Source organism: Saccharopolyspora elongata, assembly GCF_004348985.1.
GTDB classification, from domain to species: domain Bacteria; phylum Actinomycetota; class Actinomycetes; order Mycobacteriales; family Pseudonocardiaceae; genus Saccharopolyspora; species Saccharopolyspora elongata.
Genome location: NZ_SMKW01000027.1, coordinates 13758 through 37223, shown reverse-complemented (window position 1 = coordinate 37223; position 23466 = coordinate 13758). Strand labels below are relative to the sequence as shown.

The following is a 23466-nucleotide window of genomic DNA, read 5'->3' as shown; positions in this document are numbered from 1 at the left end:
GAGAGGAAGGAAATTCATGAGCAAGCGTTTCGACGGCAAGGTGGCGATCGTGACCGGCGCCAGCCGCGGCATCGGCCTGGCCATCGCCGAGCGCCTGGTGTCCGAGGGCGCGAAGGTCACCCTGACCGCGCGCAAGCCCGAGCCGCTGGCGGAGGCGGTGCAGGGCCTCGGCGGAGCGGAGAACGCGCTCGGCATCGCGGGCAAGGCCGACGACGCCGAGCACCAGGCGGAAGCGGTCGCCAAGACCGTGGAGACGTTCGGCCGGGTGGACATGCTGGTCAACAACACCGGCATCAACCCCGCCTACGGCCCGCTCATCGAGCTGGAGCACGGCATCGCGCGCAAGACCTTCGAGGTCAACGTGCTCGCGGCGCTGGCGTGGACCCAGCAGGTGCACCAGGCGTGGATGAAGGAGCACGGCGGCTCGGTGCTCAACGTGTCCTCGGTGGCCGGTCTGCGGCCGGCGCCGGGCATCGGCTTCTACGGCGCCACCAAGGCGATGCTGGCGTACATCACCAAGGACCTCGCGGTGGAACTCGGCCCGAAGGTCCGGGTCAACGGCGTCGCCCCGGCCGTGGTGAAGACGAAGTTCGCCACCGCGCTGTACGAGGACAAGGAGGACGAGGTCGCGGCGGGTTATCCATTGAAGCGACTGGGAATTCCGGCCGACATCAGCGGCGCGGCGGCGTTCCTGCTCTCCGACGAGGCCTCGTGGATCACGGGACAGGTCCTCGTGCTCGACGGCGGCGTGACCCTGAAGGGCGGTGTGTGAGCTCTTGGTGATTTCGCGCGAAATCGCCATCCGGCACGCGTGGGAATCGGCGATTTCGCGCGAAATCGCCGCTGGTGCAAGCGGAACCAGACTCGGGAAGGGCGGTGTGCGAGTTGCAGCTCGCTGATGCGGTCGTGGTGATCACCGGTGCCGGCAACGGCATCGGAGCGGCGATGGCCCGGAAGTTCGCGGCATCCGGGGCGAAGGTCGTGCTGGGCGACGTGGACGCCGACGCGGTGCGGAAGGTGGCCGCCGAGGTCGGCGGGACGGCGGTGCCCGGCGACGCGGCGAGCGAGGACGGCGTGCGTGCGCTGGTCGACACCGCGCTCGGCGAGCACGGGCGGATCGACCTGTTCTGCGCCAACGCCGGGATCTCCCGCGGCGGCGGGCCGGAGGCCGACGAGGCCGCCTGGGCGCAGTCCTGGGAGGTCAACGTCATGGCGCACGTCCGCGCCGCCCGTGCGGTGCTGCCGCACTGGCTGGAGCGGGGCCAGGGGCACTTCCTGGCGACCGTGTCGGCCGCCGGGCTGCTGACGATGCTGAAGGCGGCGCCGTACTCGGTGACCAAGCACGCCGCGCTCGGCTTCGCCGAATGGCTGGCGATCAGCTACGCCGACCAGGGCATCACGGTGCAGGCCCTGTGCCCGCAGGGCGTGCGCACCAACATGCTCGGCACCAGCAGCAACGCCGGCGAGGTGATCCTCGCGAAGGGCGCGCTCGAACCGGAGGAGGTCGCCGACGTGGTCGCCGACTCGCTGGGCAGCGGTGAGTTCCTGATCCTGCCGCACCCGGAGGTCGCCGACTACTACGCGCTGCGGGCCGCCGAGCCGCAGCGCTGGCAAGCCGGGATGCGAAAGCTCCAGCGCAAGGTGCAGTAGGAGAAGGTGTCGCCGCCGGTTCGCGCCGGCGGGTCGATACGCTGGGTGTAGATCGACAGGGGAGGTTGACATGGCGCGGTCGGCGAACGGTCGCACTACTGCCGGACCGGCGGTGGGCGCCGAACCGGTTCCGCAGCGGTTGCTGGCCGTGGCCACGCGGTTGTTCGCCGAGCAGGGCTTCGAGATGACCTCGGTGCAGCAGATCGTCGACGCGGCCGGGGTCACCAAGGGGGCGATGTACCACTACTTCGGCTCCAAGGACGACCTGCTCTACGAGATCTACGCGCGGGTCCTGCGGGTCCAGCAGGCGCGGATGGAGAGCGCGGCGGAAAGCGGGGCTCCGGTGCAGGAGCGGCTGCACGCGGTCGCCGCGGACGTCGTCGCCACCACGGCGGCGAACCTCGACGACACGGTGATCTTCTTCCGCTCGATGCACCTGCTGCACCCGGACAAGCAGGCCGAGGTCCGGGCGCAGCGGCGGCGCTATCACGAGCGGGTGCGGGCGCTGATCGAGGAGGGCCAGCGCTCCGGGGTGTTCCGCGAGGACAAGGCCGCCGACCTGGTGGTCGACTTCTTCTTCGGCGCGGTGCATCACCTCGGCACCTGGTTCCGCAAGGACGGCAAGCTCACCGGCGAGGAGGTCGGCGAGCAGTTCGCCGACCTCCTCATCGCGTCCCTGCGGCCGTAGGCGCTACCGGCACTCCTGCAATTCCCGGTCGCTGCCGGGAAGTTCGCCGTGCAGCGCCTTCTCTATGCGGTCGACGTCTCCGCGCTCGCAGGGCGGCAGTGGCGCGCCGGCGGATTCCCGCAGGCGTGCCGCCGCCCCGAGCAGGCCCTTCGCCCGCCCGGGCTGGCCTGCGAGCAACCGGACACCGGCGAGGCCCTCCAGCGCCAGCGCGACCGCTCTCGGGTCGCCGGTGCGACGGGCCGCGGCGAGGCCCTGCTCGTGCAGGTCGAACGCGGCGTCCGCGTCCCCGCGCTGTTCGGCGGCGAAGCCCAGTTCGGCGAGGATCAGCGCCGCGCCGTTGTCCGCCTCGAACCGCCGGTTCCACTCCAGCCACGGCCGCAACAGGGTTTCGGCCTCGGCGAACCGGCCGCGGCGGCGCGCGGAAAGCGCGAGCCCCACCTCGGCGAACTCCTGGCCCGCCGAGTCGCCGTGCTCGACGGCCAGCGCTCGTCCCCGCTCGTGCAGTTCGTCGGCGCGGTCGTGGTCGCCTTCCAGGAGCGCGATGCGGCCCAGCTCGGACCAGCGCATGGCGGCGTCCGGCCACAGCGCGAGTTCCTCGGCGAGCTCGACCCCTTCGCGTTGCCAGGCGGCCGCCGCGGGGTAGTCGCCCGCGATCTCGGCGAGCCTGCCGAGCACGGCGCAGGCCTGTACCCGGCCCCAGTGGTCGCAGGTCTCGCGGAACAGCGCGAGGCTACGTTCGGCGTCCACAGTGGACCACTTCAGGTCGCCCCGGACGTGGCGTTGCACGGCGCGCACGCTGAGAGCGGCCGCCACGCCCCAGCTGTCGTCGAGGTCCTCGAACTCGGCCAGCGCCGCGCGGATGAGCTCCTCGCCGACCGGCATGTCGCCGAACCTCGTCGCGGCGTAGCCGAGGAACCAGCCCGCCATCGCGCGCTCGCAGGGGTCGGCGATGGCGTCGCGCAGGCGCAGCGCGGTGCGGCTGTCGACGGGCTCGCCGGTGAGCAGCCGGAATCCGGTGTGCCAGGCGGCGACCACTGCGGACCCCGCGGCTTCGGTGGCCCGTCGCGCCTCGGTGAGTCGCCCGCGCAGGAACCAGTACCACGCCATCGCGCGCGCCAGGCGGGACACGAACTCGCCGTCGCCGAGGGCGCGGCGCAGGTTGCCGGTCTCGGTGTCGAGGCGGCTCAGCCAGCGCTGCTGTTCCGGGCCGTGCAAGTGCTCGGCCGCTTCCTCGGCGAGCGAGGTGTAGTACGCGGCGTGCGCGTGCCGCAGCCGGGCGAGCTCCTGCGGCTCCAGCTGCCGCTCGCCGTACGCGGACACCGATTCCAGCAGGCCGTAGCGCGGGCCGTCGGCGGAATGCGAGACGACGACCAGCGAGCGGTCGACCAGCCGCGCCAGCAGGTCGAGCACCTCCGCGTGCCGCACGCCGTCGCCGGAGCACAGGGCCTCCGCAGCGGCGAGCGTGCAGCCGTCGGCGAAGACCGCGAGCCTGCGCAGCACCGTCCGCTCGGCCGCGGTCAACAGCTCCCAGCTCCAGTCGAGCACCGCGCGCAGCGTGCGCTGGCGCGGCGGCGCGTCGCGAGGCCCGCCGGTGAGCACGGCGAACCGGTCGTTGAGGCGTTCGGCCAGTTCGGCGGTGCCGAGCACGCGGACGCGGGCCGACGCCAGCTCGATGGCGAGCGGGATGCCGTCGACGCGGCGGCAGATCGTGGCGATGGTTTCGGCGTTCTCGTCGGACAGCGCGAATCCGGGCGAGGCTGCGGCTGCTCGCACGGCGAACAGCCGCACCGCTCCGGAGCGCTGCACGTCCGCCAGCGGCGCACCCGGCGGAGGGACCTCCAGCGGCGGCACCTCCCACAGGTGCTCGATCGAGACGTCGAGCGGTTCCCGGCTCGTCGCCAGCACCCGCACGTCCGACGCCGGCAGCACCAGCGGCACGAGCGCGGCGACCGGCTCGACGACATGCTCGCAGTTGTCCAGCACGAGAAGCAGTCGCCTGCCGCGCAGCGCGTCGGCGAGGCGTTCGACCGATGACTGCGGACGGGCGCCGTCGCGGATGCCGAGCGCGGCGGCGACCACGTCGGCCAGACCGTCCACTGTGGTCTCCCTTGGCAGGCCGGCGAGTTCGACGAGGCACACCTCGTCCTCGGCGCGGGCCACTTCGAGCGCGAGCCTGGTCTTGCCCACCCCGCCCGGTCCCGTCAGCGTCACCAGGCGATGCGTGCCGAGCAGCGCGCGGACGTCGGCGACGGCGTCGTCGCGGCCGACTAGCTCGGTCTGCGGTGCGGGCAACGGCGCCTGCGACGGCGGGGGAGGGGCCTTCCGCCGCGCCGGTGCGGGCGGCTCGGGACGCAGCATTTCCTGTTGCAGCGCAGTGAGTTCCGCACCCGGTTCGAGTCCGAGCTCGTCGCGGAGAAGCCGGCGCAGCTTGCGGTAGCTGTCGAGCGCCTCGGTGGTCCGGCCCGCGCCGTGCAACGCGCGGAGGTGCGCGGCGCGGAGGCGTTCGCGCAGCGGGTGCCCCTCGATGAGCTCGCCCAGCTCGCCGGCCAGCACCGCGTGGTCACCCAGCTGCAGCCGCGCCCCGGCGTAGTCCTCCCAGGCCACCAGGCGCTGCTCCTCCAGGGCGGCGGCCGCAGTGCTGGCGAAGGGCTCGTCGGCGAACCCGGCGAACGCCTCGCCGCGCCACAGGCCGAGCGCCTCGGCGAGCAGCGCCGCCAGCGCGCCCGGGTCGGTCGTGCGCCGCGCGCGCCCGGTGAGCTCGGCGAACCGCCCGCTGTCCACGGCGTCCGGCGGCACGTCCAGCAGATAGCCCGGCCGGCGGTGCACGACGAGGTCGGCACCGATGGCGCGGCGCAGGCGCGACACGAGGGTCTGCAGAGCGCCGGAGGGGTTGGCCGGGAGCGCGTCGCCCCACAGGTCGTCGACCAGCCGGTCGGCGGACACGACGCGCCCCGGAGCTACGAGCAGGGACGCCAGCAGAGCGCGAACGCGAGCCTCGCGCACCGTGACGGGATCACCGCTCGGCGTCCACACCGCGAGCGGCCCCAGCACCCCGAAACGCATGCGATCACGATAGCCGCAAGCGGATCGACAGCAGACCGAGAGCGCCGCCGGGCACCTTCGTCTTGTCAACGACGAAACGGAGTCAGTCATGAAGAAGGCTGTTGTCACCGGCGGCACCCACGGCATGGGCCTGGCGATCGTGCGCGAGCTGCTCTCCCGCGGTGCCGAGGTGGTGCTCACCGGACGCAACGAGCGGAACATCGAGGAAGCGCGCACCGCGCTCAAGGGCGAGAAGGCGCACGTCGTGCGCTCCGACGCGGCCAGCATGGCCGACATCGCCGCGCTCGGCGACTTCGTGGGCGAGCACCTCGGCAGCGTCGACTACCTCTTCGTCAACCACGGCATCGCGCAGTTCGCCGAGCTCGCCGAGGTGACCGAGGAGGCGTGGGACCGGCACTTCGCGGTCAACACCAAGGGCGCGTTCTTCACCGTGCAGCGGCTCGCGCCGCTGCTCAACGAGGGCGGTGCGGTGGTGTTCACGACGGTCGCCAACGACGTCGTGTTCCCCGGGCTGAGCGCCTATTCGGCGTCGAAGGAAGCGATGCGCGCGTTCGCCCACGTGCTCTCGGTGGAGCTGCTGCCGAAGAAGATCCGCGTGAACAGCGTGGCTCCCGGGTACATCAAGACGCCGACGATGGGCGTTGCGGATCTGTCCGAGGAGGAGCGCCGGGAGTTCGAGCGGCAGGGCGACGAGTCGACCCCGCTGCGTCGCAACGGCACCGTCGAGGAAGTCGCCGCCGCGGCGCTCTTCCTGGCCGAGGGCGCGACGTTCACCACGAACGTCGAGTTGGCGGTCGACGGCGGTTTCGCGCAGGGACTGGGAGGTCACTGACGTGGCCGAGGTGCTGGACAGCCCCGACCCGTCGGTCGCCGAGCACGTGCGCCGGTACCTCGCGACCAACGGCGAGAGCGGCTTCCGCGAGGGCGGGGCGACGAACCTGGTGCTCACCTATCGCGGCCGCAAGACCGGGAAGCTGTACCGGACGGGCCTGTTCTTCGGCGAGGACGACGGCCGGTTCGTGCTCGTGGCGTCGGGTTCGGCGATCACGCACACGCACCCGAAGTGGTACCTGAACCTGGCGGCGAACCCCGAGGCCGAGGTCCAGATCCGCGGCGAGCGCTTCGCCGTGCGGGCCCGCACCGCGGAGGGTGCGGAGCGCGAGCGGCTCTGGCAGCTGATGGTCGACATGGCGCCGGTGTACCGGACGTACGAGGCGCGTACGCGGCGCGTCATTCCCGTGGTGGTGCTGGAGCGCATCGCGCCCCAGTAGCGGCCGGGGGTCGTGAGTGCTTTCGGTCGCTGCAGCAGCCGAAAGCACTCACGACCGGTCGCCGGTTTCGGTCGTGTTGCGCGGATCGATCAATCCGTCGCCGGGGGTTGCGCCGGGCGGTCCCGGCAGGTTCGCTGCTGCTTGCGCTTTTCCCTCCGGCCGCAGGAGCCAGCATGAGCAGTGAAACCCGGGCCGCCCGGCCACCGAGGCTCGACCGTGCGCTGAACCTGGTGGAACGGGTCGGCAACAAGCTCCCCGAACCGTTCATCCTCTTCGGCCTGCTGTTCCTCGTCGTGGCGGTGGTGTCCACGGTGGTCGCCGCCTTCGGCGTCACCGTGCAGATCCCCGGTGCCGACGAGGTGACGCGGATCCGCGGCGCGTTCAGCGGCGAGGGCCTGGAGTTCCTGTTCACCAAGATGGCGGAGAACTTCATCGGCTTCCCGCCGCTGGAAACCGTGGTCACGATCATGCTGGCGGTGGGGCTCGCGGAGCGGACCGGGCTGCTCACCGCGATGATCCGGGCCGCCTTCGGCGGGGCGCCGCGCTGGGTGCTGCCGTACGCGGTGGGGCTGGTCGGGATCTCGTCCAGCGTGATGGCGGATTCGTCGATGATCATCATCCCGCCGCTGGCCGCGCTGGTGTTCAAGGCGGCGGGCAGGCACCCGGTCGCCGGGCTGCTCGGCGGCTTCGCCGCCACCGGCGCCGGGTACTCCACCGCGCCGGTGGTCACCAGCCTGGACGCGCTGTTCGCCGGGATCAGCAACAAGGTCGCCGAAACCCTGCCGCACGCCGGTACCGCGGTCACGCCGGTGTCGAACTACTACTTCAACCTGGTGTCCTCGATCCTACTCGGACTGCTGGCCGGGGTGCTGATCGACAAGGTCATCGAGCCGCGGCTGGCGCGCACCGGCGTGCCCCGCGAGGAGTCCGAAGTGGCCGACCAGCCGGTGCCCGCGGTGGCGCTGGAGCCCGCCGAGCGGCGCGGGCTGATCTGGGCGGGCGTGGCGTTCCTGATCGCCTTCGGGCTGGTGCTGCTGCTGGTGCTGTGGCCGGATTCGCCGCTGCGCAACGAAACCGGCGGATTCCTGCCGAAGTCGCCGCTGCTGGACTCGGTGACCACGCTGATCTTCTTCGGCTTCGCGGTGCCCGCCATCGTCTACGGCGCGATCGTCGGGGCGATCGGCCGCGCGGCCGACGTGCCGAAGCTGATGGCCGCCGCGCTGCGGGACCTCACCGGATTCCTGGTGCTGGCGTTCATGCTGGGCCAGTTCATCGCGCTGTTCAACTGGACGAACCTCGGCGCGTGGGTGGCGGTTTCGGGCGCGGACCTGCTGCGCGCGCTCGGCCTGGACGGCTATCCGGCGTTCCTCGGGTTCATGGTGCTGGCGTCGACGCTGAACCTGTTCATCATCTCGGGTTCGAGCCTGTGGACGCTGATGGCGGCGGTGTTCGTGCCGATGTTCGTGCTGCTCGGCTTCGAGCCGGGCTTCGCCCAGGCGGCGTTCCGGGTCGGCGACTCGGCGACGCAGATCATGACGCCGCTGAACCCGTACATGATCATCATCCTGGGCTACCTGCGCCGCTACGAACCGAACGCTGGGATGGGCACCCTGGTCGCCAGGATGGTTCCGTTCGTGGTCCCGTTCTGGCTGGTGTGGGCCCTGATCCTGACGGCCTTCTACTTCGCGGACCTGCCCCTGGGCCCCGGCATGGGCATCCACATCGCACCCTGACCCGGGGTCGGAGCTCCCCTTGATCTGCGCCGCAGGAGCAGATCAAGGGGAGAAGCGCCGGACTCCTTACGGCCGCGACTCGGTGTCGACACCGGAATGGCGGGTGCGCACACCTCGTGCCAACTCCGCTGTCAGCCGCCGGATGCGCGCGAGACCGGTGGGGAAGTCGGGCGCATCCAGCAGCTGCCGGACGAATGCGGACCCGACGATGACGCCATCGGCGTAGCAGGCGACCTGCGCAGCTTGGGCACCGGTAGCCACACCCAGGCCTACGCACACCGGCAGCGCTGTGGTTTCGCGCGTACGGCGCACCAGGTTCTCCGCATCAGCACTGACAGATTCGCGTGCGCCGGTAACGCCCATGGTGGATGCGGCGTAGACGAAGCCCGTTCCCGCCGCCGTGATCGTGCGCAGACGATCGTCGCGTGTGCTCGGTGCCGCCACGAAAACGGTTGCGAGTTGGTGCCGTTCGGCCGCTCGACGCCAGGATGCCGACTCCTGCACGGGCAGGTCCAGGAGGATGCAGCCCGCACCGCCGGCCGCGGCGAGATCGGCCGCGAACTCCTCGACGCCATAGCGATCAACGCAATTCCAGTACGTCATGACCAATACCGGCGCCGCCGCACGGGAAGTGATCGCGCTGACGGCTTTCAGGACCGCCTCCGCGGTGACGCCACCACGCAGCGCGAGGTCGTAGGCGGTCTGGTTGACCGGACCGTCCAGCATGGGGTCGCTGTACGGGATTCCGACCTCGATGATGTCGCAGCCGCCGTCGATCATCGCCGTCAGCACCTGCACATCCTCTCCGGCGCTTGGAAAGCCTGCCGGGAGGAAGCCGATGAGCGCGGCGCGATCCTGTTGCGCGATGCGGGTGAAGGTGTTGTCGAGCTGCTCGATCCCGCCGGTCATCGGGCCACCTCCGCAGCGGTCGGGTCGTCGAGGAACCCCGCTTCGCGGGCGACCGTGCCCATGTCCTTGTCGCCGCGTCCGGACAGGCCGACCAGTATGACGGCTTCGGGGCCCAGTTCCCGGCCAAGCCGCAACGCGCCCGCCAAGGCGTGGCTGGATTCGAGCGCGGGGATGATCCCTTCGGTTCGAGACAGCAGCAGCAACGCTTCCAGTGCCTCGGCGTCGGTTACGGGCAGGTAGTGGGCGCGGCCGGTGGCGTGCAAATAGGAGTGTTCGGCTCCCACACCGGGATAGTCCAGGCCGGCGGCGATCGAGTGGGTTCCCCGGGTCTGCCCCTGCTCGTCTTGCAGGACGTACGAGCGCGAACCGTGCAGGACGCCGGCCGATCCCGCGCCGATCGTCGCTGCGTGGCGCGTGCCGCCTAGCCCTTCGCCGGCGGCTTCGAAGCCGTAGAGCCCGACGTGCTCGTCCGGCAGGAAGGCGTGGAAAAGACCGATGGCGTTGGAACCGCCGCCGACGCAGGCCGCGACCGCGTCCGGTAGCCGGCCGGCGTGTTCCAGGATCTGGCTGCGCGCTTCGACACCGATCACCCGTTGGAAGTCGCGCACCAAGGTGGGGAAGGGATGTGGCCCGGCTGCCGTACCGAACGCGTAGTGGGTACTTCGGACAGTCGACACCCAGTCGCGAAACGCCTCGTTGATCGCGTCCTTGAGCGTCCGGCTGCCGGACGTCACCGGCACCACGCCGGCGCCGAGAACCCTCATGCGGGCCACGTTCAGCGCCTGTCGCCGGGTATCGACCTCACCCATGTAGACGGTGCATTCCAGGCCGAGCAACGCGCAAGCAGTGGCAGTGGCCACGCCGTGCTGACCTGCGCCGGTATCGGCGATCACGCGGGACTTGCCCATCCGCTTGGCCAGCAGCACCTGCCCCAGCACGTTGTTGATCTTGTGGGAGCCCGTGTGGTTCAGGTCTTCGCGCTTGAGGAAGATGCGGGCGCCGCCCGCCTGCTCGGCGAACCGGGTGACCTCGGTCAACGGGCTCGGGCGGCCGACGTAGCGGGCCATCAGGCGATCGAACTCCGCGACGAACGAAGGGTCGGCCTTTGCCGCCGCGTACTCGTCGGCGAGGTCGTCGATGGTCGCGAACAGCGCTTCCGGGACGAATGATCCACCAAAAGCGCCGAAATAGGCGTCGTTATCGGTGTTTTGGGCAGGGAAGAAGAACCGGCGGCACATCATGATGTCTCCTCGCGGGCACAACGGTGCCCGCGGTCAGGTGCGTATGAGTGGCAGAACACCCTCGCGAGCACGATGAGCTCGCGAGGTCGAGCATCAGCTCAGTGCTGCCATCGCCTGCCGTTGACCTGCCCAGGCTCACATCCGATGTGGTACCGCACTCGGCGGCCCCGCACGCGGCGCGCAGGGGCCCGGCAGCCGCATGTGCGGCAGCCAGGTGCAAAGCGCGCGCCAACGTTCACGAAGCGGAAATCTAGCAGCCGTCGTGCCGCTAGTACACCGGCCGGGCTCAGATCGCCGGAAGATCTGGAAGTCCGCCTTCGAAACTGCCGGAGTCGCTTGCTGTTTCCGCATTGGCGGAACGCACTTGCGCCGCCGCAATCATGGTCACAGCAGCGGGCACCACCTGGACCGCTCGCCAGAGCGTTCCCAGATGGTGCCCGTCACGTGGAGGATCGGTCAGAAGACCACCCGGGTGAGGCCCTCCGCCACGCAGGCCGGTTTCGCGCCGCCCTCGATCTCGATGGTGGACTTGACCGTCAGCTGGAGGCCGCCGGCCACCTCGGTCACGTCCGCGAGCTCCGTGGTGGAGCGGACCCGCGAGCCGACTAGGACCGGGCTGGGGAAGCGGACCTTGTTCAGGCCGTAGTTGATCCCCATCTTGGCGCCCTCGAACTTGTAGGTCTGGGAGTTCAGCTTCGGCAGCAGGCTCAGGGTGAGGAACCCGTGCGCGATCGGGCCGCCGAACGGACCCTGCTCGGCGCGCTCGACGTCGATGTGGATCCACTGGTGGTCCAGGGTGGCATCGGCGAACAGGTTCACCTGTTCCTGGGTGACGGTGAGCCATTCGCTGGTGCCGAGCTTCTCGCCCTTGGCGGCGACGATCTCTTCCTTGCTGCTGAATACCCGCAACGCAAAACCTCCTTGAGCGACAACGAAAAGCTGTGCGTGGGCTCGTGAGCGGTCATGCCGGTAAGAACCGGCTTTCGCACTCACGAGCCCCGATCCGCGCAGGCCTACGGCGTGGGCAGGTCGGCGAGTTCGCCGATGCGCTGCCGGTGCGCCTCGGCGATGCCGAAGGTGAGCTGGGAGCTCTTGGCCCGGCCCAGGTAGAGGTGCGCCGAGTGCTCCCAGGTCATCCCGATGCCGCCGTGCAGCTGCAGGTGCTCTTCCGCGGCCTGCACGACCAGCTCGGAGCAGTAGGCCTGGGCGATGGCGACCTCGAGTTCCGCCGACTCGTCGCCGCGCGCCAGGGCGTCGGCGGCGTTGCGGGCCACGGCCCGCCCCGAGCTCACCGCCGCCCACAGGTCGGCCAGCCGGTGCTTGACCGCCTGGAACGAGCCGATCTGGCGGCCGAACTGGTAGCGGGTCTTGGCGTACTCCACGGTGGCGTCCAGGCATTGCTGGGCCAGCCCGACCTGCTCGGCGCCCAGCAGCCCGGCCGCGGTCACCAGCGCCTGCCGGAGGATCCGCTCGGCGTCGGCGCCGGCCGCGATCCGCTCGCCGACCGCCCCGTCCAGGGCGAGCGTGCCGAACCGCCGGGTGAGGTCCAGCGACGTCGTGGGCGTCCGCGACACCCCGGACACCGAGGTGTCCACCAGGTACAGCGCCGCGCCGTCCCCGTCGGCGGCGGGCACGACCACGTAGTCGGCGACCTCCAGGTCCACCACCGCCGACACCGAGCCGGTCAGCGCGGCGCCGTCGGCCTTCACCGACTGCGGGAACGCGCCGTAGGGCACGGTGGTCAGCCCGACGGCGACGGTGCCGAGCTGCGAGCCGTCGATGAACTGCGGCAGGATCTCCCGCACCCGCGGCTCGTCCGCACAGGCCACCAGGGTGGCGGTGGTCAGCAGGTTGCTCAGGAACGGCACCGGCGCGACGGACCGGCCGATCTCCTCGGCCACCACCGACAGCTCCCGGGCACTGGCCCCGGCGCCGCCGAGGTCCTCGGGCACCAGCAGCGCGGCGAGCCCGAGCTCGCCGGCGAGGGTCCGCCACAGCGCGAGGTCGTAGGGCTCGTCGGTCTCGCAGCGGGCCAGCACCGCGGTCCAGTCGCACCGGTCCCGCAGCAGCCGGCGGACGTTCGAGCGCAGGTCCTCTTCGACTTCGCTGTAGAGCAGGTCCGGGGCGCTCATCGCGGCAGCTCCTTCCACGGCCGGTCCTTGTCGGTGCGGATCTCCGGCGGCAGGCCCAGCACCCGCTCGGCGATGATGTTGCGCAGGATTTCGGTGGTGCCGCCCTCGATCGAGTTGCCCTTCGCCCGCAGGTATCGGAAACCGGGGCCGCGCTTGACGAAGTCGGTGTACTCGGGCTGGCGGAACGTCCAGTCGTCGTAGGCCAGGCCCGGTTCGCCGAGGAACTCCAGCTCGAACCCGGTGATCGCCTGGTTCTGCTCGGAGTAGGCGACCTTGACCGCGGAGCCCTCGGGGCCGGGTTCGCCGATGGCGAGCTGCTGGCGCAGCCGGATGCTGGTCAGCCGCGTCGCCTCGGTCTCGACCCACAGCCGCAGCAGCCGGTCGTGCAGGCCGTGCGTCCGCTTCTCGGGGTGCTCGCGCCAGGCCTGCGCGGCGAGGCCGATCATGCCGCCTTCCCGCGCGGGCGCGCGCCCGCCGATGGCGACCCGCTCGTTCATCAGGGTGCCCAGCGCGACCTGCCAGCCCTGGCCGACCTCGCCGAGGCGCTGGGAGTCCGGGATCCGCACCCCGGTCAGGAACACCTCGTTGAACTCGGCTTCGCCGGTGATCTGCCGCAGCGGGCGGACTTCCACGCCCGGCGCGGTCATGTCGCAGATGAAGTAGCTCAGGCCCTTGTGCTTGGGCTGGTCCGGGTCGGAGCGGGCGACCAGGATCGCCCAGCGGGCCTGGTGCGCCAGCGACGTCCAGACCTTCTGCCCGTCCACCACCCACTCGTCACCGTCGCGCACGGCCCGGGTGGACAGCGCGGCGAGATCCGAGCCGGCGCCCGGCTCGCTGAACAGCTGGCACCAGATCTCTTCTCCGGTCCACAGTGGACGGAGGTAGCGGCGGCGCTGCTCGTCGTTGCCGAAGCGCAGGATCGTCGGGGCTGCCATGCCCAGCCCGATGACGTTCAGCTGCGGCTTGTTGTCCGGCGCGCCGGCCTCGGCGAAGGCGGCGTCCACGACCGGCTGCAGCTCCCGCGCGGCACCCAGGCCGCCGAGGCCGGCGGGGAAGTGCACCCACGCCAGCCCGGCGTCGAAGCGGGCCCGCAGGAACTCCAGCCGGTCCATCTGCGCGGGATCGTTCGCGGCGAGGAATTCCCCTACCTTGCCGCGGAGTTCGTCGGCGTCCACGGTCATCACGCCTTCGGTCCGCCGGCCACGTAGATCACCTGGCCGGAGACGAACCCGGAGCGCTCGTCGGCGAAGAACGACACCGTGTTCGCGATGTCCTCCGGCTGGCCGACGCGGGCCACCGGGATCTGGCTCGCGGCGGCCTTGGTGAAGTCCTCGAAGTCCATCCCGACCCGCTCGGCGGTCGCCTTGGTCATGTCGGTGGCGATGAAGCCGGGCGCGATGGCGTTGGCGGTGACGCCGAACTTGCCGAGCTCGATGGCCAGCGTCTTGGTCAGGCCCTGCAGCCCGGCCTTGGCGGTGGAGTAGTTGGCCTGGCCGCGGTTGCCCAGCGCGGAGGTGCTGGAGAGGTTCACGATCCGGCCCCACTTGGCCTCGACCATGTGCTTCTGCACGGCGCGGCTCATCAGGAACGCGCCGCGCAGGTGCACGTTCATCACCGTGTCCCAGTCGTCCTCGGACATCTTGAACAGCATGTTGTCCCGGATGACGCCGGCGTTGTTGACCAGCACCGTCGGCCCGCCGAGCTCGGCGGCGATGCGGTCGACCGCGGCCTGGACCTGCCCGGCGTCGCTGACGTCGCAGCCGACCGCCAGCGCTTTGCCGCCGCCGGACTCGATGGCCGACACCGTGTCGGCGCACTGCTTCTCGTCGAGGTCGATGACCGCCACGGCGAAGCCGTCCTCGGCCAGGCGCTTCGCAGTGGCCGCACCGATTCCGCGCGCGGCACCGGTGACGATCGCGACACGACTGTCTGCCATTTGATCTCCTCGCAGGTTTGGTTGTGGTTGGGGTCGTGAGTGGTAGTGGCCGTTCCAGCGACCACTACCACTCACGAGCGATCAGCGGTACTTCTTCAGCTCCCGGCGGGCCAGCGAGCGGCGGTGCACCTCGTCGGGACCGTCGACGATGTGCAGGGTGCGGGCGTGCGCGTACAGGTTGGCCAGCGGGAACTCCTGGCTGACGCCACCGCCGCCGTGCGCCTGGATGGCGCGGTCGATCACCCAGGTGACCATCTGCGGCACCCCGACCTTGATCGCCTGGATCTCGGTGTGCGCGCCCTGGTTGCCGACGGTGTCCATCAGCCACGCGGTCTTGAGCACCAGCAGCCGGGCCTGCTCGATCTTCACCCGCGACTCGGCGATCCAGTGCTGCACCACGCCCTGCTCGGCCAGCGGCTTGCCGAAGGCGATGCGCTCGTTGGCACGGCGGCACATCAGCTCCAGCGCCCGCTCGGCCATCCCGATGGCGCGCATGCAGTGGTGGATGCGGCCCGGCCCGAGCCGGGCCTGGGCGATCGCGAAGCCCTCGCCCTCGCCGGCGATGATGTTCTCCGCCGGCACCCGGACGTTGTCGAACACGATCTCGGCGTGCCCGCCGTGGTCGGCGTCGTCGTAGCCGAACACGTTCATGCTGCGGATGAGCTGCACGCCGGGCGTGTCCTTGGGCACCAGGATCTGGCTCTGCTGGCGGTGCCGCTCGGCGTCCGGGTCGGTCTTGCCCATCACGATCAGGATCTTGCAGCGCGGGCTCATCGCGCCGGAGGAGAACCACTTGCGGCCGTTGATCAGGTAGTGGTCGCCGTCGCGCTCGATGCGGGTGCCGATGTTGGTGGCGTCGGAGGAGGCGACGTCGGGTTCGGTCATGCAGAACGCGGAGCGGATCTCGCCGTCCAGCAGCGGCTGCAGCCACTGCTTCTTCTGCTGCTCGGTGCCGAACAGCGACAGCACCTCCATATTGCCGGTGTCCGGCGCGGCGCAGTTGGTGGCCTCCGGGGCCAGCCGCCCGACCCGGCCCATGATCTCGGCCAGCGGCGCGTACTGGAGGTTGGTCAGCCCGGCGCCGTGCTCACCGGGCAGGAACAGGTTCCACAGGCCGCGCTTGCGGGCCTCGGCCTTGAGGTCCTCCATGATCGGCGGGTGCGCCGACCACGGGTCGTCGCCCGCGGCCAGCTGTTCGAGGAACACCGGTTCGGCGGGGTAGACGTGGGAGTCCATGAAGTCCAGCAGCTGCTTGCGCAGCTCCTCGGTGCGTTCGTCGTAGCCGAAATCCATCTCATTCCTCCTTGAGGGTGGCAAGACCCTGGGCGACCAGCGGTGCCACCAGAGCGCCGACGTGCTCGAAGCCCTCGCCGACGGTCTGGTTGTGGATGAAGCGGTAGTGGATCCCTTCCAGGATCACGGCGATCTTGAAGAACCCGAACGCCAGGTACCAGTCCATTTCGGACAGATCGGTGCCGCTGCGTTCGGCGTAGCGGTCCAGCAGCTGCCGGGCCGTGGGGAAGCCGTACTCGGGGCCGACGCCCTTGGCGATGGGGTTGCGCTCGACGCCGTTGAAGCCCTCCCAGTACACGGCGAGCAACCCGAGGTCGGTGAGCGGATCGCCGACGGTCGCCATCTCCCAGTCCAGGACGGCCCGGATGCGCTGGTCGTCGCCGACGATCACGTTGTCCAGCCGGTAGTCGCCGTGCACGATGCCGGCGCGCGGCGTGCCGGGGACGGTCCGGGCCAGCCGGGCGGCGAGCTCGTCGATGCCGTCGATGTCGCGGCTGTGCGAGGCGGCCAGCTGCTTGCTCCAGCGGCGCACCTGCCGTTCCAGGAATCCCTCGGGGCGGCCGAATTCGCCCAGCCCGACGGACCCCGGGTCGATCGAGTGCAGGTCGGCGAGCACGTCCATCAGCTGCCAGGCCAGGTCGACGCGCTGCTGCGGGGCGAGCTGATCAGTCAGCTTCGGGGTGCGGTAGACGGTGCCCGGCACGTACTCCATCACGTAGAACGGGGCCCCGATGACGTCCTCGTCCTGGCACAGCAGGTGGGTCTCGGGCACCGGCACGGGCGTGCTCGCCAGCGCGGACATCACCCGGAACTCGCGGCTCATGTCGTGCGCGGTGGCCAGCACGTGGCCCAGCGGCGGACGGCGCACCACCCAGCGGTTCGCGCCGTCGCCGACGAGGTAGGTCAGGTTCGACCGGCCGCCTTGGACGAGTTCGCCGGTCAGCGGGCCGCCGACCAGGCCGGGCAACTCGGCGTCGAGGTGCGCGCGCAGCCGGTCCAGGTCGAGGCCGGGCAGCTCGCCGGGCGACGGTTGGGCGTTCATGAACTCTCCTTGCCTTGCGGGACGCTCCGGCGCAGGGCCGGGACGAGCTCGGTGAGCCGGGCGAGGGTCGCGGCGACGTCGGTGTGCAGCACCGCGTGCAGTCCGAGGCGCTCGGCGGCTTCGATGTTCGGGGCGCCGTCGTCGACGAACACCGCTTCGCCCGCGGTGAGGCCGAGCCGGTCCAGGGCCAGTTCGTAGATGCGCGGATCGGGCTTGCGGAGTCCAACCTCGCCGGAGATCACCGTGCACTCGAAGAGCCCGTCGAGCAATTCCCAGGGGTAGTTGTTGCCCCAGCTGTTGGACAGCAGCGCGGTCCGCACGCCGCAGTCGCGCAGCCGGCGCACCAGGTCGAGCATGGCGGGCTCGCTGCGCATCCGCGCGAACATCCGGCCCATCAGCCCGTCGGGTGCGACCGGTTCGTCGTCGACGGTGCGCAGCCGCTTCGCCAGGGTGCGGTCGAACTCGTCGGCGGTGATCTCGCCGGTCTCCAGCTTGTGGATCGGGGTGCCCGCGGGGGCGTTGCGGGACAGCCAGTCCTTGATCGCGGCGGAGAAGGTCTCCGGGCGGATCCGCTCGTGCTCGGTCCAGGTCCGGATGGCGGTGCGGCCGGGCGTGGTCAGCACGCCGCCGTAGTCGAAGATCGCCGCCCGGATCTCCGGGGTCGCGTCACTGGAACCCATGCCCAGGACCGTACCGACTAGACGGTATGTGCGCTAGACCCCGCTGCTCACGTCGGGCGGTGTTCCGCGAAATCCGGGCGGTCGCCCCAGGTCGGTCGCAGTGGAGATGCTTCGCAGCTGGGTGTACTTGTTGCCGGTGACGCGCCACACGATCACTGGTCGCCTTTGGCCACCGAGCACATCGGTACTGCTCGTCTAGGCTCGCGGCATGGACTGGCGGGCGGAAGTGCTGGATCAGCTCGACTTCTACTGGACGATGTGGCGGCCCGGCCTCGACGGCCTGACCGACGAGGAGTACTTCTGGGAGCCGGTCGCCGATTGCTGGTCGCTGCGGCAGGTGGACGACGGCTGGGCGATGGACTTCAGCTACCCGGAGCCGGTGCCGCCGCCGTTCACCACGATCGCCTGGCGGCTCAGCCACATCTCCGGGCACGTCTTCGCGATGCGCGCCAACAACCACTTCGGCGACGCCTCGTACCGGATGGACAACCACGACTACCCGGGCACCGCTTCGGCCGCGCTGGCCTACTTGGACGAGCAGAAGGCGTTGTGGCGCAACGGGATCGACGCCCTCGACGTCGAGGGCTGGGAGAAGCCGGTCGGCCCGGCGGAGGGGCCGTTCGCCGACCGAAGCTATGTGGCGCTGGCGCTGCACCTCAACCGCGAGCTGTTCCACCACGGCGCCGAGGTGAGCCTGCTGCGCGATCTCTACCGAGCCTCGGCCGGCCGGAGCCTCGCCTGAACCCGCCCGATTTCAGGGTCGTTTCGGCACGCACGCGGGCGCGCGGGAGTGGTCGTCTTGGGTGCGGTGCGGTGATTTCGCGCGAAATCGCCACCGGCACCGGGCGCCTTCGGGGCGAGCCTGGCGGAGCCGCTCTGAAACGACCGCTCAGGAAAATCGGGTCCATCCGGTGCGGTTCGTCAGGCGGTGGCTTCGAAGGCGTTCCGGATCCTGGCCGCGAGGTCCAGGAGTTCGGCCGGGGTTGAGGTGGTGAACTGCAGGTCCACGAACGCGTCGTCGATGCCCAGCTCCGCCGCCTCGTGCAGGTAGTCGACGAGCTGCTCGACCGGGCCGGACCCCGGCCTCTCCGTCGCCGCGGCGTGGACCGCGACGTTGATGCGCAGGGCCGTGGCGATCGGTCCGCGCCCGGCGTCCCGCGCCTGATCGCCGATGCTCGCGAGCGCGCCCCGCAGCGCCTCCGCCGGCAGCGCCACGCCGAGCCAGCCGTCCGCGCGGCGACCGACGCGCCGGAACGCGGCGGGGGAGAGCCCGCCCAGGTAGATCGGCAGGGGCTGCTGCACCGGCTTGGGCCGGAAGTCGCCGGGGCTGATGGTCCAGAACCTGCCGTCGTGCTGCACGGGGTCGGCCGCCCAGAGGCTTTCCAGCACGTCCAGCGTCTCGTCCAGCCGGGCGCCGCGCTCCCGCCACGGCACCGCGACGGCGTCGTACTCGTCGCGCGACCAGCCGAGTCCGAGCCCGGCGATGACCCGGCCGCCGCTGAGCCGGTCGATCCCGGCGAGGCTGCGAGCCAGGTGGATCGGCGGGTGCAGCGGGGCGTTGAGCGTGCTGGTGCCCAGCCGCGGGCGCGTGGTGGCGTTCGCCGCGAGGGTCAGCACGAGCATCGGGTCGAGGCCGCTGCGGAACTGCTCGGGCATGGTGCCTCCCGGGTACGGCGTGCTCGGGGCGGTGGCGGCGTGCACGCGTTCGCCGGTCCAGAGGCTTTCGAAGCCGAGCGCTTCAGCTTCGGCCGCGATCGCCGGCACCAGGGTCGGGTCGGCGAAGGGGCCGAACTGGGGGAGGGCGAGTCCGAGACGCATGGGAAATCCTCCTGTAGATCCGGGATGGCGCTGGTCGGAACGGGTGCACCTGGTCGGCGTTCGGGCGAGCGCGTGCCGCGGGCCGCGGCCTTGCCCCGGGTGAGCGTGTAACTACCACCAATGGAGCTCCACGATCACACCGCGTCGCGAATCGAGCCGATCGAGCTTCGCCGGAACACGCATGTCGCAACGCGATCCAGCCCATCGGCGGTTGCGCGCGGAGCCGGGAACAGCGGGCTGTGGTGCTCGGAGCGGGCTGTGAATTCTGTGAAATGCCTTCGCGTTGACGCCGAGTTTACTCGTCAGTAAGTATTTCGGTCGCCGCGCGGCTCGCCCCTTTCGTTCACCGATTCTGCGAGGTGAGGCCAATGAAGTCCCTTCTTCGTGGTAGACGTGCCGCCATCACCGCGGCGGTCGCCGCGGCCACGGCGCTCGCGTTGACCCCCCAAGCCATGGCCGCCGCATTCGACATCAACTTCGACTGCGCCGGTGACTCCCCGGTGGGGGAGCAGAAGTTCGCCCTGCAGCAGGCCGCCGACGTCACCGCGCCGGCTTCGGTCGCTCCCGGCGGGGCGCTCGACATCGTGATCGACCCGGGTCCGAACACCGTGCCCGCCGAGGTCAACGGGTACACCGTGAAGCGGATCGAGGGCATGGACCTGAAGATCCCGATCCCGGCGAACACCACGTTCGTCTCCGCGGACCTGGCGGGTGGCTCCGGTCTCGGGCCGAACCCGCCGACGTTCACGGTGGACGGCAACGTCGCCACGATCCACCTGGACGGTCCGATCGCCGGCGGCTCGCAGTTCGAGCTGCCCACCGTGACCGCGCACCTCACGGCCGGTGACTCCGGCACGATCGAGACCAAGCTGCACGGCACCAGCCACGACGACCCGGGCCTGACCTTCACGGCCGTGGTGGGGTCGATCATCGGCGACCAGAACGTGCCGTCGCGGTGCTTCCCGAACCCCAACCCGGTCCTGACCACCACGACGATCGGCTGATCCTGCGATGAGACGGCCTGCCCGCCTCGGCGACGGAGGCGGGCAGGCCGTTCCGCATCATCCTCTCCTGGTGATCAGGTGGGTGGCGAGGCCGGCGAGCAGGCCCCAGAACACCGAGGCGATGCCGAAGGCGGTCACGCCCGAGGCCGTCACCAGGAACGCGATCAGCGCGGCGGTGCGGCTGCCCGGGTCCTCGGTGGCCTTGGCCAGCGAGCCGCCGATGGTGTCCAGCAGGCCGATCCCGGCGAGCGCGGTGACCAGCGCGATCGGGAAGGCGGCGATGAGGCTGCCGAGCATCGCCCCGAAGATCCCCAAGAGCAGGTAGCAGACGCCCGAGGCGATGCTGGCCTTGTAGCGCTGCGCCGGGTCCTCGTGCGCGTCGCGGCCCATGCACAGGGCGGCGGTGATCGCCGCGAGGTTGATGCCGAAACAGCCCAGCGGCGCCAGCACCACGTTCACCGCCCCGGTCCAGGACAGGATCGGCGAGACCGGCGTCGAGTAGCCGTGGGCGCGCAGCGTCACCATGCCCGGCAGGTTCTGCGAGGTCATCGTGATGACGAACAGCGGCACGGCCAGGCTGATCGTGGCGTGCAGCGACCAGCTCGGCCAGGTCCACACCGGCGTCGCGAGCGCGAGGCCGACGCCGTCGAAGTGCAACGAGCCCTGGAAGGCGGCGAACACCACGCCGATCACGAGCGCGATGAGCACCGCGTACCGGGACAGCAGCCGCTTGCCGAGCAGGTAGCCCACCAGCATCGCCAGCACCAGCCAGAACTGGGTCTGCATGGTGGTGAACAGGCCGAGCCCGAACTGCAGCAGCACGCCGCCGAGCAGCGCGGATGCGATCGACGACGGGATCAGGTTGACCGCCCGCTCGAACCAGCCGGTGAGCCCGACCAGCACCGTCAGCGCCGCGGCGATCAGGAACGCGCCGACGGCCTCCGCCATCGAGGTACCTTGACCGCTCGTGGCCAGCAGCGCGGCGCCGGGCGTGGACCAGGCCAGCACGACCGGCGCGCGGTAGCGGAGGGACAGCGCGATCGAGGTGACGCCGATGCCCGCGCCGAGCGCGAGGATCCACGAGCCGATTTCCGCGGGGCCCGCGCCGAGGGTCCGCGCGGCCTGGAAGACGATGGCAGCGGAGCTCACCACGCCGACCAGCGTGGTGATGGCACCGGAGACCAATGTGGACATCGGCGGGGCGGTCGGGAGCTGTTGCCGCAACTGCACTTTGTGCTTCCGTTCTGTTTATGGAACGGTGCGATGCTAGGAGGAAGCGGTGGAGCTGGTCAAGGTGGTGGGCGCGAACCTGCGTGCCGCCCGGGCCCTGCGCGGCCTGTCGCTGTCCGAGACCGCCCGCCGGGCCGACATCGGCAAGGGCACGCTCTCCGAGCTTGAGGCAGGGCGGCGCAATCCGACGCTGGAGACGTTGTACGCGCTCGCGACGGTGCTCGACGTGCCGCTGGGATGGCTGCTTGTCGCGGAGCCCGAAGCCGTCGCGGAGCCGGCGGTGGTGGTGAGCCGGGCCAGCGGCTCGGACCTCTCCGGGCGGACGGTGGACGTGCAGCTGATGGACCGGGTGTTCAGCGGCGGCCAGCAGCTGGAGGTGTACCGGCTGCACGTGCGCGCCGGAAGCCGGTACGTCTCGGCCGCGCACCGGCCGCGCGTGGTCGAGCAGCTGCTGGTGCACTCCGGAACTCTGGTCGCCGGCCCGGAATCCGCGCCGGAAACGCTCGGTCCGGGCGACTACATCCGCTTCGACGGCGGAGTCGACCACGTGTACCAAGCGCTGGAAGTCGATGCCACCGCGACGCTCGTCATGCGCTACGCCGAGTCGGCCTGAAGCATCCGGTTTCGCGAGCGTCTTGGGTCGCGCCGGCGTTGGGTGGATGAAGTGAACGGACTGTTCACCTCGCCTAGCGAGGCAAACGGGCCGTTCGCTCCACATCGAGATCGGAGTGAGCACTCACTTCTTCCTTGACGGAGTGAGTGCTCACTCCGTACTTTCGGGGCATGGTGGAAACGAAGACGCGGCGCAGGGCGCCGGGGATGAGTCCGGAAGAGCGGCGGGCGATGATCATCGCGGCGGCCGTGCCGCTCGTCGCGGAGTACGGGGCGGCCGTGACGACGAGCCGCATCGCGCGGGCCGCGGGGATCGGGGAGGCGACGATCTTCCGCGTCTTCGCGGACAAGGACGAACTGCTGGGGGCGTGCGTGGCGGAAGCCGTCCGGCCGGACCACGTGGTGCGGGAGATCGGCTCGATTTCGATCGACGAGCCGTTGGCGCAGCGGCTCGTCGATGCGGCCGACGCGCTGGCCGCGCACCTGGAGCGGATGGGCGCGGTGGTCGGATCCCTGCACGCCTCCGGGCAGTTGCGCGGCCAGCGCGGCGCGGACCGGGAGCGGCCGGCGGCCGACGACCGGGCGGAGTCCATGCGGCAGGTCCGCGATGCGATAGCGGAACTGTTCGAGCCGGAGCGGGGAACCTTGCGGTTGCCGCCGGAGAAGTTGGCGGCGATGTTCCTCGGGCTGCTGTTCGTGCGGCCGCGGGCGGAGGAGCCCGCGCCCGTCGAAACCGCCGAGATCGTCGAGGTCTTCCTGCACGGCGCGATCGAGGAGGCGAAATGACGGTCACCCTGAACCACACGATCGTCCCGGCCCGGGACAACGACGCGGAGGCGGACTTCTTCGCCGGGATCATGGGCCTGCGGCGCCTGCCGCCGGACGGCATCGACGGGAAGTTCGCGCCGGTCGCGGTCAACGACTCGCTGACCCTGCAGTTCATGACCGTGCCGGGGGCCGAACCGCACCACCTCGCGTTCGACGTGGAACCGGCGGAGTTCGACCAGATCCTCGCGCGGCTGCAGGCGCGGGGCGTGCCCTACGGCAACAGCCCGCGCGATCCCGCCAACGGCCGCACCGACCACCCGCTGTGCCCCCGCGGCCTGTTCTTCGCCGACGAAACCGGGAACCTCTACGAGGTCATGACCACGGCGTGAAAGCCGA

24 protein-coding genes are annotated in these 23466 nt (G+C 70.7%); 11 read left to right on the top strand and 13 right to left on the bottom strand.

Translation table 11 applies throughout. The features are described from left to right. The first annotated feature begins 16 nt into the window (after nucleotides 1–16). The 3 genes from E1288_RS20715 (at nucleotide 17) to E1288_RS20705 (ending at nucleotide 2338) form a co-directional block, all read left to right on the top strand. On the top strand, nucleotides 17–772 hold the full coding sequence (locus E1288_RS20715) for an SDR family oxidoreductase (protein WP_132487561.1): 756 nt from the start codon (nucleotides 17–19) through the stop codon (nucleotides 770–772). Between the two features lie 104 nt (nucleotides 773–876). Next, a complete protein-coding gene (locus E1288_RS20710; RefSeq protein WP_132487559.1) occupies nucleotides 877–1650 on the top strand; it encodes an SDR family oxidoreductase in 774 nt (257 codons plus the stop codon). A gap of 70 nt (nucleotides 1651–1720) precedes the next feature. Continuing rightward, nucleotides 1721–2338, top strand: a complete 618-nt coding sequence (locus E1288_RS20705; protein ID WP_132487557.1) for a TetR/AcrR family transcriptional regulator — start codon at nucleotides 1721–1723, stop codon at nucleotides 2336–2338. A gap of 3 nt (nucleotides 2339–2341) precedes the next feature. Here the strand turns inward: E1288_RS20705 and E1288_RS20700 are convergent, their stop codons facing one another. Then, nucleotides 2342–5401: a BTAD domain-containing putative transcriptional regulator gene (locus E1288_RS20700; RefSeq protein WP_132487555.1), complete on the bottom strand. Its 3060-nt coding sequence runs from the start codon at nucleotides 5399–5401 to the stop codon at nucleotides 2342–2344. 88 nt (nucleotides 5402–5489) lie between these two features. Here E1288_RS20700 and E1288_RS20695 point away from each other — a divergent pair, with 88 nt between their 5' ends. The 3 genes from E1288_RS20695 (at nucleotide 5490) to E1288_RS20685 (ending at nucleotide 8405) form a co-directional block, all read left to right on the top strand. After that, nucleotides 5490–6233, top strand: a complete 744-nt coding sequence (locus tag E1288_RS20695) for an SDR family oxidoreductase (RefSeq protein ID WP_132487553.1) — start codon at nucleotides 5490–5492, stop codon at nucleotides 6231–6233. Nucleotide 6234: 1 nt separating this feature from the next. Continuing rightward, nucleotides 6235–6672 carry a nitroreductase family deazaflavin-dependent oxidoreductase gene (locus E1288_RS20690; protein WP_132487551.1) on the top strand — a complete coding sequence of 146 codons (438 nt, stop codon included), beginning with the start codon at nucleotides 6235–6237 and terminating at the stop codon, nucleotides 6670–6672. 173 nt (nucleotides 6673–6845) lie between these two features. Next, nucleotides 6846–8405 (top strand): AbgT family transporter, encoded by a 1560-nt coding sequence (locus E1288_RS20685; RefSeq protein WP_132487549.1) that lies wholly within the window; start codon nucleotides 6846–6848, stop codon nucleotides 8403–8405. A 66-nt stretch (nucleotides 8406–8471) separates the two neighbouring features. Here E1288_RS20685 and trpA read toward each other — a convergent pair whose 3' ends face one another. The 10 genes from trpA to E1288_RS20640 all read right to left on the bottom strand — a co-directional run bounded on the left by trpA (nucleotide 8472) and on the right by E1288_RS20640 (nucleotide 17638). Beyond that, a complete protein-coding gene (trpA, locus tag E1288_RS20680; protein ID WP_132487547.1) occupies nucleotides 8472–9314 on the bottom strand; it encodes a tryptophan synthase subunit alpha in 843 nt (280 codons plus the stop codon). Continuing rightward, a complete protein-coding gene (trpB, locus tag E1288_RS20675) occupies nucleotides 9311–10555 on the bottom strand; it encodes a tryptophan synthase subunit beta (RefSeq protein WP_132487545.1) in 1245 nt (414 codons plus the stop codon). The genes trpA and trpB overlap by 4 nt, the downstream gene beginning before the upstream one ends. Before the next feature lie 98 nt (nucleotides 10556–10653). Then, on the bottom strand, nucleotides 10654–10794 hold the full coding sequence (gene trpM / locus E1288_RS50360) for a tryptophan biosynthesis modulator TrpM (protein WP_397531400.1): 141 nt from the start codon (nucleotides 10792–10794) through the stop codon (nucleotides 10654–10656). Nucleotides 10795–11011: 217 nt separating this feature from the next. Next, the gene (locus tag E1288_RS20670; protein ID WP_132487543.1) at nucleotides 11012–11464 is read right to left on the bottom strand and encodes a MaoC family dehydratase; all 453 of its coding nucleotides are present in this window, start codon (nucleotides 11462–11464) and stop codon (nucleotides 11012–11014) included. A 104-nt stretch (nucleotides 11465–11568) separates the two neighbouring features. Then, nucleotides 11569–12687 (bottom strand): acyl-CoA dehydrogenase family protein, encoded by a 1119-nt coding sequence (locus tag E1288_RS20665; RefSeq protein WP_132487541.1) that lies wholly within the window; start codon nucleotides 12685–12687, stop codon nucleotides 11569–11571. Further along, on the bottom strand, nucleotides 12684–13868 hold the full coding sequence (locus E1288_RS20660) for an acyl-CoA dehydrogenase family protein (RefSeq protein ID WP_132487539.1): 1185 nt from the start codon (nucleotides 13866–13868) through the stop codon (nucleotides 12684–12686). Before E1288_RS20660 ends, E1288_RS20665 begins: the two co-directional genes overlap by 4 nt. Further along, complete coding sequence (gene fabG, locus E1288_RS20655) at nucleotides 13868–14623, bottom strand: 3-oxoacyl-ACP reductase FabG (RefSeq protein ID WP_132487537.1); 756 nt, start codon at nucleotides 14621–14623, stop codon at nucleotides 13868–13870. The genes E1288_RS20660 and fabG overlap by 1 nt, the downstream gene beginning before the upstream one ends. Nucleotides 14624–14704: 81 nt before the next feature. After that, entirely contained in the window at nucleotides 14705–15916 is a 1212-nt protein-coding gene (locus E1288_RS20650) for an acyl-CoA dehydrogenase family protein (RefSeq protein WP_132487535.1), read from the bottom strand. Nucleotide 15917: 1 nt separating this feature from the next. After that, entirely contained in the window at nucleotides 15918–16958 is a 1041-nt protein-coding gene (locus E1288_RS20645; RefSeq protein ID WP_132487533.1) for a phosphotransferase family protein, read from the bottom strand. Further along, nucleotides 16955–17638: an HAD family hydrolase gene (locus E1288_RS20640; protein ID WP_132487531.1), complete on the bottom strand. Its 684-nt coding sequence runs from the start codon at nucleotides 17636–17638 to the stop codon at nucleotides 16955–16957. The genes E1288_RS20645 and E1288_RS20640 overlap by 4 nt, the downstream gene beginning before the upstream one ends. Before the next feature lie 208 nt (nucleotides 17639–17846). On the opposite strand from E1288_RS20640, the gene E1288_RS20635 reads away from it, so the two are divergent. Further along, nucleotides 17847–18380: a DinB family protein gene (locus tag E1288_RS20635; RefSeq protein WP_132487529.1), complete on the top strand. Its 534-nt coding sequence runs from the start codon at nucleotides 17847–17849 to the stop codon at nucleotides 18378–18380. Between the two features lie 179 nt (nucleotides 18381–18559). Here E1288_RS20635 and E1288_RS20630 read toward each other — a convergent pair whose 3' ends face one another. Next, nucleotides 18560–19456 carry a TIGR03619 family F420-dependent LLM class oxidoreductase gene (locus tag E1288_RS20630; protein ID WP_132487527.1) on the bottom strand — a complete coding sequence of 299 codons (897 nt, stop codon included), beginning with the start codon at nucleotides 19454–19456 and terminating at the stop codon, nucleotides 18560–18562. A gap of 368 nt (nucleotides 19457–19824) precedes the next feature. Here E1288_RS20630 and E1288_RS20625 point away from each other — a divergent pair, with 368 nt between their 5' ends. Next, nucleotides 19825–20460, top strand: a complete 636-nt coding sequence (locus E1288_RS20625) for a cyclase (protein ID WP_132487525.1) — start codon at nucleotides 19825–19827, stop codon at nucleotides 20458–20460. A gap of 57 nt (nucleotides 20461–20517) precedes the next feature. Here E1288_RS20625 and E1288_RS20620 read toward each other — a convergent pair whose 3' ends face one another. Continuing rightward, complete coding sequence (locus E1288_RS20620) at nucleotides 20518–21690, bottom strand: benzoate/H(+) symporter BenE family transporter (RefSeq protein WP_132487523.1); 1173 nt, start codon at nucleotides 21688–21690, stop codon at nucleotides 20518–20520. Nucleotides 21691–21739: 49 nt separating this feature from the next. Between E1288_RS20620 and E1288_RS20615 the strand changes: the two genes are divergently transcribed. From E1288_RS20615 to E1288_RS20605, 3 genes are all read left to right on the top strand, one after another. After that, complete coding sequence (locus E1288_RS20615) at nucleotides 21740–22303, top strand: helix-turn-helix domain-containing protein (RefSeq protein WP_132487521.1); 564 nt, start codon at nucleotides 21740–21742, stop codon at nucleotides 22301–22303. 206 nt (nucleotides 22304–22509) lie between these two features. Continuing rightward, on the top strand, nucleotides 22510–23088 hold the full coding sequence (locus E1288_RS20610; protein WP_207954465.1) for a TetR/AcrR family transcriptional regulator: 579 nt from the start codon (nucleotides 22510–22512) through the stop codon (nucleotides 23086–23088). Then, a complete protein-coding gene (locus tag E1288_RS20605) occupies nucleotides 23085–23459 on the top strand; it encodes a VOC family protein (RefSeq protein WP_132487517.1) in 375 nt (124 codons plus the stop codon). The genes E1288_RS20610 and E1288_RS20605 overlap by 4 nt, the downstream gene beginning before the upstream one ends. Nucleotides 23460–23466: the final 7 nt, after the last annotated feature.